Source organism: Sorangium sp. So ce124 (genome assembly GCF_051525235.1).
Lineage (GTDB): Bacteria > Myxococcota_A > Polyangia > Polyangiales > Polyangiaceae > Sorangium > Sorangium atrum.
Window position 1 is genome coordinate 5237113 of record NZ_CP150312.1, and the last position, 12148, is coordinate 5249260.

The following is a 12148-nucleotide window of genomic DNA, read 5'->3' on the forward strand; positions in this document are numbered from 1 at the left end:
GAGCGCGCAACGTGGCGTTGCGCCGGGAGCAACCCGCGCGACGCGCGAGCCGAGGTGAGCAGGGGAGCGGTGAGGGTGCGCGTGAGGGCATGGGCGGCGTGTCGCGGCGCTTTTTCGCGTCGAGGCGGGGCGGGCGCGCTCGGAGTCGACTAGAGTCAACCCTCGTGTCCATACAGCGCTCCGAATCGAGCATCATCTTCCTTGTCGCAGCGGTCCAGTTCATCAACATCCTCGACTTCGTGATGGTGATGCCGCTCGGGCCCGACTTCGCGGTCGCCCTCGGCATCCCGATGTCCAGCATCGGCTTCATCGGCGGCAGCTACACGGCGGCGGCCGCGATCTCGGGCCTCGCCGGCGCGTTCTTCCTCGACCGCTTCGACCGCCGCAGCGCGCTCGCCGTGGCGATGCTCGGCCTCGTCGCCGGCACGGCGGCCGGGGGCTTCGCGACGGGGCTCCCGAGCCTCATGGCGGCGCGCGTGCTCGCAGGGGCGTTCGGCGGGCCCGCGACATCCGTCTCGTTCTCGATCGTCGCCGACGTCATCCCGCCCGAGCGGCGCGGCAAGGCGATGGGCGTCGTGATGGCCTCGTTCTCGGTCGCCTCGGTGCTCGGCGTCCCCGCCGGGCTGGAGCTCGCGCGTCGCGGGGGCTTTCCGCTGCCGTTCTTCGCGGTCGCGGCGCTCGGGCTGCTCGTCGCCGGGCTCGCGATCTTCCTCCTGCCGTCGATGCGGGATCACCTGACCGAAGCGCGGCCGTCCGGCAGCTCGCTCGGCGATCTCGGCGCGCTCCTCGGCCGGCCGATCGTGCTGCTCTCGTACGCAACGACGGCGATCCTGACGGTGGCGTCGTTCCTGGTGATCCCCAACATCTCTGCGTACGTGCAGTACAACCTCGGGTATCCGCGCGAGCGGCTCGGGCTGCTCTACTTCGTGGGGGGCCTTGTGAGCTTCTTCGCGATGCGGGCCGTGGGCCCCTTGGTGGACCGCTTCGGCGCGTTCCAGACGGGCTCGGTGGGGGCGGTGGTGCTCGTGAGCGTCCTGTACGCGGGGTTCGTCTCGTATACGCCGGGGCTGCCGGTGCTCGCCATCTTCATCGTCTTCATGCTGGGCATGACGTTCCGCAACGTCTCGCACAACACGCTGACGTCGAAGGTGCCGCGCCCCGCCGAGCGAGCGCGCTTCACCTCGATGCAGTCGGCCGTGCAGCACATGTCGTCCGCGCTCGCCGCGTTCTCGTCGGCCAGGCTGCTCCACGAGCTGCCGGACCACCGCCTCGACGGCATGCCGGTCGTCGCGGGGCTGTCGATCGTGTTCACGGTGGCGCTGCCGCTGCTGTTCCTGGGGATCGAGCGGCGCGTCGCGCTCGCGGCGGCCGGACGCCCGGCCCCCTGAGGCTGCTGGCCGACGGCGGACGAGCGCGGCCTCGGCGCGGCGTCGGCGGCGGGATGGGCCGGAGACCGCAGCAGGACGCCTCCCGTCAGCGGGCAGGCTCCATCTGCGAGACGCGGTAAGCCCCCACGGTGGCGGCGATGGACGAGAGGACGAGGAGCGCGAGCGCGAGCCCGATGTTGTTGAGCGACTCGCCGATGCCGACGAGCCAGATCCAGCGCGCGTCGGGGTCCACCGCGCCGATGTACGTGAGCGATTTGATGGTGCCGCTGACGAACCCGAGCCCGCCGGCCACCAGCGTCAGGATACCGAGGCTCACCTGGAGGGGTACGAAGCGCCGCTCGGGCGAGATGGCATAACGGACGGATGCGGCCAGGAGCAGCAGCCCGAAGACGAGTGTCGGAAACATGCCCCAGCCGCCCATGTGGAAAGCTTCAGCCATGACGAGTGCCTCCTTCGATAGCGCTCTTGACAGGCGCTGGCGGCGAAGGTTCCGGGGCGGGAGAGGGGTTCCTTTGAAGCGCCCCGGCCACGCCATCCACGCTTGAGCCGCGGAAAGCGCTGTGGTCCGTCGCTGACCCGAGAGGCTCGCAGCTTGCATGGGCGCGGGCTTCGACTATAGCCTCGGCCTGATGAGCGGCCCCGAGAGCTCGCCGTTGACGACGCAGACCTTCGATCTGCGGCAGTCCCCGGACAGCCCGGGAATCTACTCCTACCTCCTCGTCATCGGCGCTTCCTCATCGTACAGGCGCGCCCTGCCCGACGACGGCGTGCTCGTCGTGGGGCGCAGCGACGAGGCCGACGTGAGGCTCGACACCGCGGCGGTCTCCCGGCGGCACGCCGAGCTCGTCTTCTCCAGAGGCGAGATCCGGATCACCGATCTCGGCAGCCACAATGGGACGCTCGTCAACGGCGAGCGCATCGAGGGCTCGTGCGCGCTCGGCTCCGGCGATGTCATCACCATGGGCGATACAACGCTGATCCTCCGGCGCGAGGCGCCGCCCCGGGGCAGCGCCCTCATCGAGATGGGCCGGCTGCGCCGGCGCGTGGAGGAGGAGATCGAGCGCGCCGCCGACTCGGCGCGGCCGTTCGGCCTGGCGGTGGTGTCCCTCGGGTCCGTGCAGATGCGCACGATGCTCGCGCATCGGGCGCTCTCGGCGCTCCGGCTCGTGGACATCGTCGCCTGGGACGGCGCCTCTCACCTGGCGATCGGGTTTCCCGAGCTCGGCGGAGAGGCGGCGCGCGCCGCGGTGCTCCAGGTGCTCGAGGCGATCGCGCCGCTGGCCCCCGAGGCCCGCGGCGGACTGGCCTCCTACCCGTTCGACGGCGGCGACACCGAGACGCTCCTCGCGGGCGCGCGGACCGCCGCGTCGATCGCGGCTCCGGGGGCGATCGCCTTCGCCTCGCAGACCGCCGTCCGGCACGTCATCGGCGATCGCACCATCGTGGTGGCCGACTCGGCCATGATCCGGCTGTTCGAGCTGATCCGGCGCCTCGCGGCGAGCGATCTGCCGGTCCTCGTCCTCGGCGAGACGGGGGCGGGCAAGGAGAACGCCGCCGCGGCCGTGCACCACTGGTCTGCGCGGGCGCAGAAGACGCTGATCACGCTCAACTGCGCCGCGCTCCCGGAGGCGCTGGTGGAGAGCGAGCTCTTCGGCTACGAGAAGGGCGCGTTCTCGGAGGCGCGGGCGCCCAAGCCCGGCCTGCTGGAGCGAGCGCACGGCGGCACCGTCTTCCTCGACGAGATCGGCGAGCTGCCCCTCGGCGCGCAGGCCAAGCTGCTCCGCGCGCTCGAGGCGAAGCGGATCACCCGCCTCGGCGACGTCCGCGATCGCGAGGTGGACATCCGCATCGTCGCTGCCACGAACCGCGATCTCGAGGCCGAGGTCCACGCCGGCCGCTTCCGTCAAGACCTGCTCTTCCGCCTGAGCGCCGCCGTCGTCGAGCTGCCCCCGCTCCGGCACAGGCGGCGTGAGCTGCCGATCCTTGCCCGTCTGTTCCTCGCCGAGGCGTGCGCTCGGACCGGGCGGCCTGCGCTCGAGCTCTCGGAGGCCGCGCTCGCCGCGCTCTTCGCTCACCCGTTTCCTGGCAACGTGCGCGAGCTCAAGAACGCGATGGAGTACGCGGCCGCCACGGCGGACGGCCCGGCGCTCGAGCCCTGGGGGCTGCCCGAGCGCATCGCCGGGCTCGATGTCCCGCCGCGGACCACTGTGGACAACACCTCGGCCCCGCCCGCCGCGGCGCCCGCCCGCTTCAAGCCCATCGCCGAGGAGCTCCGGGAAATCGAGCGCACGCGCATGCGTCAGGCGCTCGACGCCGCGGACGGGGTCCAGAAGCGGGCGGCGGCGCTCCTCGGGATGCCTGTCCGCACCTTCACCTTCAAGCTCAAGCAATTCGGTATCTCGGCGCGGGAGGGGAAGCGGAGCGCGTGAGGCTCGGGCTCAGAACACGAGCCGAGCCCTGTGCGCCCCCTGTCGGCATGCCACCCGGGGTGTAGATCAACGACATCACGAACGCCCACGTCGCTGCATGACGGAGCGCGTCTCCGCCTCGCCGACGACCCGAGACCGCTGGGCTCGGCTCCTTGCCCCGTAGTCGCATTCTACCCTCGCCTTCGCCCTCGCTCAGCGACCGTGCACCTCGGCTGAGGGCTGGTTCGATGCCATCGAGGACACCTCGAGATCCAACGAATCGGTTGCCCCGTTCGCGCTTGGAACGACGTCCTCAGCTCGCCGGGGGCACCCCGAGCGGCGCACGCAAACAGTAGACCACGGAGATCCGATCGGTCGCGATCCGGCCCGAGGAAGGGGCGTCGGTCCGGGAGGAGGGAAGTCGTGGTCGCCTCGGCGCGTCCGGGGCGCGGGGGCGGCGCGCGATGGCAATCCTTGCCGCCTCTTCCTCCGAGGGCTGGCAAGCTTTGCCACGAAGGCAAAGTTTGCCACCCGCGCGCCGGCCCGGGGCGCGAGAGCGGCCGCGGGCCGACCGCTCGATTGGGCGGCCGATCTTCCTCGATCGCGCGGCCGATCTGCTGCGGATCCCCATCGCGCGCAGGGGCGGCACGCCGGATGCGATGACGCTCTGCCAACCCGGCTCGCCGGAGATGACAGCGAAAGGTAAAAAATCATGAGAACGATCCAGAACATCCTCCTCTGCGGTCCCTTCGTCTGCGCCGTCGCTGTGGCCCTGCCGGGTTGTTCGAGCGAGCCCGGAGCGCCGCCAGATCCCGAGGAGATCCGCTGCGACAAGCTGGCCGAGTGTGGGAAGCTGAGCGAGGGCGTTGCGGCCGAGCAGTGCGCGGCCAGGATGAGTCTACTCCACGACCAGGCAGTAAAGGAGATGAACGTCTGCACGCCGGTCTTCAAGCAGATCCAGAGCCTCATGGCCTGTGTGGCGCAGCAGGAGGGTTGCGAGGGCGACGTCGGTATGGAGGCCGCCGATCTCCCGCAGGATCACCCGTGCTTCGAGGAGAACGAGAGCTACAAGAAGGCCTTGCAGGAGGTGGAGGATCAGCGTCACGAGCCCGACGCAGGGGCCCTGTGCGTCTTCTTCTATGAGAGGGCCATGGAGTTGGCGACGACTCCCGCGACTGGCCAGGCGTGCACGACGAACGCCGATTGTCCAGATGTCGAATGTCCGGACCCGGCGCTCGGGAGGCGCGGCTATTGCCAGTTTGGCAAGTGCAAGACGGCAATCGACATCTGCGAGTGAACGCGCCGCTCGATCCTGCCGGAGTCGGACGGCTCAGAACGCGAGCCAGGTCGACACCATCGCAGCGTCGGGCGCCGCGGCGGGCCGGATCTCGACCTTCACGCCACCTCGGTCCTCGGTGCGGTAGATCTGTGGCCTGTTCATGAAGAGCATGGCCGTCGCCGTGATCACCGTTGCTCCCCCGGCGAGGAGGGTGCCGGCAGCCAGCCAGCTCTCGTTGACGCTGGCGTCGTACTGGAAGCCGGGGGACGGAGCGCACGACCGACCGCACTCGCGCACGCTCCGCTCCTGGGCGTATCCATGAAGGTCGTCGGCCTGCCACATCAACCGGCCGCCCATGACGGCGATGGCCGCCCCGGCCCCGAGCGTGGCCCAGGGGAGCCAGGCGGGCCAGCGCTGCCTGGCGACGACGGTATCGGCGCTCAGGACGAGCTGGCCGGAGGCCTCTTTGCCGGCGACCATGAAGATGGGCTTGGCGACGGTGAAGTAGCCGTCCTTTCTCGCTGTGAGGACATGCTCTCCGGGCGTGACCATCTGGCGCCGGGTGCCGGGTCCGACGAACCAGGGCTTGCCATCCATCAGCACGGTGGCCCCCGGCGCGTCGCAGCGGATCTCGATGGCGGCGAGCTCCTCCTCCAGGAGCGCCCGCAGCGTCGTGCGCGCCTCCTGCTCCTTCTCGGCGTCGAGCGAGCCAGGCCCCCATCGCAGGGAGAGGCGCAGGTTATCATAGGCCAGCACCGGCAGGCCGATGCTCCTCAACACCCGCCCGAGATAGAGCCGGAGCTCGGGGTGCTCCCACAAAGCCAGCGCCTCTTCGTACTTGGCCCGCGCCTCGGCGAACATCATGCGCCGGTGAAAATTCCGGGCCTCCTCGAAGAGCGCACGGGCCATCTGCTTTCGATCCTCGGAGATGCCCTGATGCCACGGGGGCACCGACGATGCCGGGGGCGACGGCGACTCCGCTGTCGCCGGAGGATGCGGCGATGAGGACGATGACGGCGGCGGCGCCTGGGCGAGCGCAGGCGTAGCGCAGAGGGCCAGGAGGGTGATGGGCAGGAGGAGCTTCGCCGACGGAAGGGAGACGTGGACAGGTCGTCTACGGGTCGTCGTCATGAAAGCCAATCGCTCTCCTCCGGCTCGCCCGTCATGCCACATCGTGCGTTCGCCCGGCTCGCCGGGCCGATGAGCAAGCTCCGCGCGCCAGGATATGCCCGCGCATGTCCTGTGTGAAGCGCTCTGGCGGCGGGTCTGTGTGTACACGGCTGCGCTGGGGGCCTATGCTCTCGTCATCGCTCCAGCCGTCGCGGGGGCGACGATTTCGATGGACATGTCTTTTTACAGGGAGGAGTGGCGGTGCCCACCGAGCTGAGCACCCTGGAGTCGGTCCGTCGATCCTCCGGCGCGGCGCCGCTCGAGCGTGAAGGGCGCTCTGGCATGAGCACCGAGAGCCTCGTGGACGTGGCCGACTCCGGCGCGGTGCTCGTGGGCAGGGCGCTCCCGCGGGCCGCGCTCGCCGCCGCCGGGGCGACGGTCAGTGTCGTGCAGGCCGGCGTTCATGGGGCGAGGCGCGACGCGGTGAGCGACGCGAGCGCTCCGCCGTCCTCGTCGATTCCGCGAGCCGATCCGCCCATGGTCGGCACCCGCATCGGCCACTACGAGCTCTTGCGCGAGCTCGGCCGGGGCGGCATGGGCACCGTCTTCCTCGCGCGTGACATCCGGCTCGCTCGCCTCGTCGCGATCAAGCTCCTCACGAGGCTCAGCAGGAGCGGTCTGCAGCGCTTCCTGATCGAGGCGCAGGCCACCGCGCGCTGCAAGCACGAGCACATCGTGACGATCCATGAGGTGAACGAGCACGATGGATACCCGTACATGGTGCTCGAGTACATCGAGGGGCAGAGCCTCCGCGCCTGGATGAGGCAGCGCAGGCCCGCGGACGCCGGCGAGGGGGTGTCGACGGCGCCGGTGCCGCCCGGCCTGGCGGTCGACATGATGGTCCCCGTCGTGCGCGCGCTCTCGCGAGCGCACGCGTCCGGCATCATCCACCGTGACCTCAAGCCCGAGAACATCATGCTGGAGGCGTCGGGGGCGATCAAGGTGGTCGATTTCGGCATCGCGGAGCTGCGCGACGACGAGGCGAGCCTCGCGGTCGAGCGCGAGGCCGCCGAGCACAAGAATACACGGCTCACCGGCGAAGGAGCGGTCATCGGAACGATGCCTTATATGTCCCCCGAGCAGTGGAGGGGGACGGACATCGATCAAGCCAGCGATATCTGGGCGGTCGGCATCATGCTCCACGAGCTCGTGATCGGCTCGCACCCGCTCGCGCCCGTCAACCCGGGGAGGCTCTTGGGCGTGACGCTCCTCGACGAGCCCATGCCCCAGGTCAGCGCGCGCCACCCGGAACTCGGCGCGCTCGGCGCGATCATCGATCGCTGCCTGTGCAAGCGGAAGTCCGAGCGGTTCGCCTCCGCGCAGGAGCTCTTGACCGAGCTCTTGCCCCTCCTGCCTGGGCGCCGGGAGATCTTTCTCGGCGCCGACGAGAGCCCTTTCGCGGGGCTCTCCTCGTTTCAGGAGGCCGACGCCGACCGCTTCTTCGGCCGCGCGCAGGACCTCGCGGGCGTGGCGGCGCGGCTACGGAGCCAGCCGCTGCTCGCGATCGCCGGGGCGTCGGGCGTGGGGAAGTCATCGCTCGTGAGGGCCGGGGTGATCCCTGCGCTCAAGCGCTCCGGCGAGGGCTGGGAAGCGCTCGTCGTGCGGCCCGGGCGTGAGCCGATGGCAGCGCTCGCGGATCTGTCCAGCCATGCCGCCGCGACACTGGGCGCAGCTCCGCCGACGCCCGTTCCAGAGGGCGCGGCGGCGGCGGGATCGGCCTTGGCTCCGTGGCTGCGCGCCGAGCCCGGCCTCCTGGGCGCGTGGCTGCGCGCGTGGTCGGACCGCGCGCAGAAGCGCCTCGTGCTGTTCATCGATCAGTTCGAGGAGCTCTTCACGCTCGGCGCCCCGGCCGGCGAGCGCGAGGCGTTCCTCGCGTGCCTGGCGGGGGTCGCCGACGACGCCTCCTCACGGCTCCGGGTGGTCCTGGCGGTGCGGGCCGATTTCCTGGAGCGGATGGCCGAGCACGAGCATTTCATGGCGGCGATGATCCGCGGCCTCGTGTTCCTCCGGCCGATGGGGCGCGAGGGGCTGCGTGAGGCCTTGATGAGGCCGATCGAGGCGGCGCGGCACGAGATCGACGATCCCGCGATGATCGAGGGCATCCTCGACGCGCTGGCGACGACGCGCGGCGCGCTGCCGCTGCTGCAGTTCACCGCAGCCAGGCTGTGGGAGATGCGCGATCGGGGGCGCAAGCTGCTCACGCGGGCGAGCTACGAGGCCCTCGGGGGCGTGGCGGGCGCGCTGGCGAGCCACGCCGACACGGTGCTGGCCGGGATGAGCGAGCGCCGGGCGAAGCTCGCGCGGGCGGTGCTGGAGCGCCTGGTGACGCCGGAGCGGACGCGGGCCGTGGCCAGCCTGGGCGAGCTCTGCGAGCTGCCCGGGGATCGAGGCGAGATCGAGCGGGTGGTGGAGCTGCTGGCCGACGCGCGGCTGTTGGCGATCGAGACGGGGAGCGACCGCGCGGGCAGCACGGTGGAGATCGTGCACGAGTCGCTGATCGAGCGGTGGCCGACGCTCCGGCGCTGGCTCGACGAGAACCAGGAAGACGCCGCGTTCCTTGACCGGCTGCGCGCGGCGGCGAGGCTCTGGGACGCGAGCGGTCGCGCCGCGGACACGCTCTGGCGCGGCAAGGTCGCCGAGGAGGCGCGCGGCTTTCGCGAGCGCTACCGCGGGGAGCTGCCGGAGCGGGAGCGGCTCTATCTGGAGGAGGTGCTCCGCTTCGCCGATCAGCAGCAACGCGGGCGGCGCCGCATCGCGTCCGGGATCATCGCGGCGCTGTCGCTGCTGGCCTTCGCCGCGGGGGGCGGATACGTGAAGGTGACCCGCCAGTACCAGGTGATCATGAAACAGTTCGAGGAGATCCGGACCGCGGAGCTCACGTTGAAGGAGGCGCTCGCGCGCGAGGAGGCGGCCCGGAGCGCGGCGGAGAGGGCGCGACAGGAGAGCGAGGCGGCGCGGCAGGACAGCGAGGCGCAGCGGCGGCGGGCCGAGCGGCTGCAGCGCGACGCCGAGGAGGCCCGGGACCGGGCGGAGGCAGAGGCCGAGAGGGCCCGCGTCGCGGCCAACCAGGCGCGGATGGCGCGGGGTGAGACGCAGAAGGCCGAGGCCGAGGCGCGAAAGGCCGAGGTCAAGGCCACCGAGGAGGAGCAGAAGGCCAGGGCCGTCGAGGCGGAGCTGCGGAGCAAGAGCGAGCTGGAGCTGCTCATCGAGCGCGCCGTGGGGAAGATCGACGCGACGTTGAAGTAGCCTGTTGCTACCACGGTGACACGGAGACGCTCTCGGAGATGGCTACGCCGTTGTCGCCGACGATATGGAATTTCAGGGCGTCGCCCCATATGGCATTGAGCGAAGCGTCCGCTGGGAGACGGCGACTCCAGCCGAGGCTGTCGTGACGCAAGAGCATGCCGTCATCTCCGACGACGTAGACGACATACTGGCTAAGGTCCCACCTGGTTCCCCATACGAAATTCAACGTTTTCTGTGTTGTCGGCGCTGATGTGATGGCCGTCCAGTCTGTGCCGTCGAAGTGCAGGATGGTGCCGCCCTCGCCGACGACAAATACGTCCTGCGGCCCGCTCCCCCATACGGAATTCAATGATTTTGGCGGGATTGACTCGTGGTTCACGGCTTCCCAGCGCTCGCCCTCGAAGTGCAGGATGGTGCCGTTTTCGCCGACGGCGAATATGTCTTGCGGCCCGCTTCCCCACACGGCGTTCAATGATGCTCGCGGAGCCGATTCGTGTGTCGTGGCCTTCCATTGCCCGTCTTTGAAGCGCAGGATGGTGCCTTCGTCGCCGACGGCGAGCACGTCTCGCGACCCGTTTCCCCACACTGATTTCAATGTTATTTGTGGGATCGACTCGTGTTTTACGATTTCCCAGCGTTCGCCGTCGAAGTGAAGGATGGTGCCTTCTTCGCCCACCACGAACACGTCTTTGGGCCCGCTCCCCCACACGGCGTTCAGCGAATTCCGTGGGATCGATCCGAGCGGCATGAATTTCCAGTTGCTGCCGTTGTAGTGGAGGATCGTGCCCCCCTTGCCAACGGCGAATACGTTGTTCGACCCGCTCCCCCACACGCTCTTCAGGTCTTCCTGTAAGCAGGAATTACCGTCCGGCGTAAGCGGGACGTCGCAGCGCTTGCCCGTGGCTCGCGCAAAGCACGTCGGGTTGCCTTCGCGGTCGGGGTCGCATACATAGCCGGTCGGGCAGAAGCTCGCGCCGCACGCGGCTCCGGTGTCGAAGCACGCGCCGAGGGTGGCCATCGGCGCGATCGCGGACGCCAGCGCAGCCGCATAGCAAAGCGCTCTGCCGCCGTGCCGGCGACCCGCGGCGGCCCCGTTCCGCTCGACGCCCCATCTCCGGATGAATGCGCGCATCCTCTGCTCGTCCCTCAGCTCGTCCTACCAACCCACCGTTCGCCCAGGTCGCCGCGGCGCGCCGGGCGCCCGCGGCGCGAGCGTACGGCGGGGCGCCTCCTCTTGGGAAGGCCCCGCGCCGGGTCTCCGCTCCCGGAGGGAAGGCCGGGGCGGGGCACCGTCCGGTGGCGCGTCTCAGAGCACGAAGCGGGCCCGCAGCATCGCAGCGTCGAGCGACGCGGCGGGGAGGATCTCGAGCTTCACGCCGCCGCGGTCCTCCGTGCGGTACGATTGAGGCCTGTTCATGAGGAGCAGGACCGTGCCTGTGATTGCGCTCGCTCCGCCGGCGATGAGCGCGCCGATCGCGAGCCGGTCCTCGAGGACGCTGCCCTCGTACTCGTCGCGGGCGGATGGCATGCACGACGGCGTGCAGCTGGTCTGGAAGCGCTTATCCGCCTCGTCGTGAGCTGCTCCAGCGTGCCATTTCAGCAGGGCGCCGGCCGAGCCCAGGGCGGCGCCGGCCCCGAGCGTGGCCCAGGGGATCCATGCGGGCCACCTCTGGCTGGTGACGACGGTATCGGGGCTCAACGCGAGCTGGCCCGAAGCCTCTTTGCCGGCGAGCACGTGGACGGGCTTGACGACCGTGAAGTAACCCGTCTTTCTCGCCGTGACGACGTGCTCTCCTGGCGTCACGATCCTGCGCCGGGTGCCGGGGCCGACGAACCAGGGCTTGCCGTCGACCAGCAGGGCGGCGCCCGGCTCGTCGCAGCGAACCTCGATGACCGCGAGCTCGTGCTCCACGAGCGCGCGCATCGCCGCGCGCGCCTCCTGCTCCGCCTCGGGATCGAGCGCCCCCGGGCCCCATTGCAGCGACATGCGCAGGTTCTCGTAGGCCAGCAGCGGCAGACCGATGCTCGCGAGCGCCCGCCCCAGGTAGAGACGGAGCTCGGGGTGCTCCCAGGAAGCCAGCGCCTGTTCGTACTTCGCCCGCGCCTCGGCGAGCATCATGCGCCGATGCAGCTCCCGCGCCTCCTCGAACAGCGCCTGGGCCTTCTGCTTCCGATCCTCGGAGACTCCCCGGTGCCATGGCGGCGGCGGCGATGACGGCTCCGCCGCTGGCGAAGGCGCCGGCGCCGGCGGCGATGGGGGCAACTCCGCCGTTGGCGGCGCTGGAGCGCTCGGCGGCGGCGCTGACGACTCCGCCGTTGGCGGCGCTGCCTGCGCTCCCGCCGGCGAGGCGTACAGGGCCACGAGAGCGATGGGCACGAGGCGCTTCACACAGGCGAGGCCGACCTGAGCGGGTCGCTTGCGGGTCGTCGTGATGACAGCCAAGTGCCTCTCCTCCGGAGCGCAGCGGAACCTCGAGCGCGCGCTCGCACCGGCCGCCCTGGGCGCGACGAGCAGACGTCGTGGCTCAGGCTACACCCGTGCTGGTCCTCCTGTGAAGTGGCCGGGGCCAGGGGTGCTGTTGGAACTACCCGGGGCCCTGGCGGCCACGAGGAGGTCGCGGTGCAGGGGGCGGGCCGGAGCCGCGGCGCGCAAACGC

General features: G+C 70.5%; 8 protein-coding genes. 4 read left to right on the plus strand and 4 right to left on the minus strand.

The window, feature by feature from the left end; translation table 11 throughout:
• Window positions 1-164 precede the first annotated feature (164 nt).
• Window positions 165-1388: an MFS transporter gene (locus WMF19_RS19575; RefSeq protein WP_437900488.1), complete on the plus strand. Its 1224-nt coding sequence runs from the start codon at window positions 165-167 to the stop codon at window positions 1386-1388.
• 85 nt (window positions 1389-1473) lie between these two features.
• Here WMF19_RS19575 and WMF19_RS19580 read toward each other — a convergent pair whose 3' ends face one another.
• Window positions 1474-1827, minus strand: a complete 354-nt coding sequence (locus WMF19_RS19580) for a hypothetical protein (RefSeq protein WP_437900489.1) — start codon at window positions 1825-1827, stop codon at window positions 1474-1476.
• A 157-nt stretch (window positions 1828-1984) separates the two neighbouring features.
• Between WMF19_RS19580 and WMF19_RS19585 the strand changes: the two genes are divergently transcribed.
• Window positions 1985-3817 (plus strand): sigma 54-interacting transcriptional regulator, encoded by a 1833-nt coding sequence (locus tag WMF19_RS19585; protein WP_437900490.1) that lies wholly within the window; start codon window positions 1985-1987, stop codon window positions 3815-3817.
• Window positions 3818-4508: 691 nt separating this feature from the next.
• Window positions 4509-5093 (plus strand): hypothetical protein, encoded by a 585-nt coding sequence (locus WMF19_RS19590; protein ID WP_437900491.1) that lies wholly within the window; start codon window positions 4509-4511, stop codon window positions 5091-5093.
• A 33-nt stretch (window positions 5094-5126) separates the two neighbouring features.
• Here the strand turns inward: WMF19_RS19590 and WMF19_RS19595 are convergent, their stop codons facing one another.
• The gene (locus WMF19_RS19595) at window positions 5127-5984 is read right to left on the minus strand and encodes a hypothetical protein (protein WP_437900492.1); all 858 of its coding nucleotides are present in this window, start codon (window positions 5982-5984) and stop codon (window positions 5127-5129) included.
• Between the two features lie 543 nt (window positions 5985-6527).
• Between WMF19_RS19595 and WMF19_RS19600 the strand changes: the two genes are divergently transcribed.
• Complete coding sequence (locus WMF19_RS19600; protein ID WP_437901649.1) at window positions 6528-9491, plus strand: nSTAND1 domain-containing NTPase; 2964 nt, start codon at window positions 6528-6530, stop codon at window positions 9489-9491.
• A gap of 7 nt (window positions 9492-9498) precedes the next feature.
• Here WMF19_RS19600 and WMF19_RS19605 read toward each other — a convergent pair whose 3' ends face one another.
• On the minus strand, window positions 9499-10623 hold the full coding sequence (locus tag WMF19_RS19605; RefSeq protein WP_437900493.1) for a WD40/YVTN/BNR-like repeat-containing protein: 1125 nt from the start codon (window positions 10621-10623) through the stop codon (window positions 9499-9501).
• 174 nt (window positions 10624-10797) lie between these two features.
• Window positions 10798-11934: a hypothetical protein gene (locus tag WMF19_RS19610; protein WP_437900494.1), complete on the minus strand. Its 1137-nt coding sequence runs from the start codon at window positions 11932-11934 to the stop codon at window positions 10798-10800.
• Window positions 11935-12148: the final 214 nt, after the last annotated feature.

Coding starts and splice junctions, on each gene's coding strand:
- WMF19_RS19580 (WP_437900489.1), bottom strand. CDS start 1,827: ATGGCTGAAGCTTTCCACATGGGCGGCTGGGGCATGTTTCCGACACTC.
- WMF19_RS19605 (WP_437900493.1), bottom strand. CDS start 10,623: ATGCGCGCATTCATCCGGAGATGGGGCGTCGAGCGGAACGGGGCCGCC.
- WMF19_RS19590 (WP_437900491.1), top strand. CDS start 4,509: ATGAGAACGATCCAGAACATCCTCCTCTGCGGTCCCTTCGTCTGCGCC.
- WMF19_RS19600 (WP_437901649.1), top strand. CDS start 6,528: ATGAGCACCGAGAGCCTCGTGGACGTGGCCGACTCCGGCGCGGTGCTC.
- WMF19_RS19585 (WP_437900490.1), top strand. CDS start 1,985: ATGGGCGCGGGCTTCGACTATAGCCTCGGCCTGATGAGCGGCCCCGAG.
- WMF19_RS19595 (WP_437900492.1), bottom strand. CDS start 5,984: ATGGCCCGTGCGCTCTTCGAGGAGGCCCGGAATTTTCACCGGCGCATG.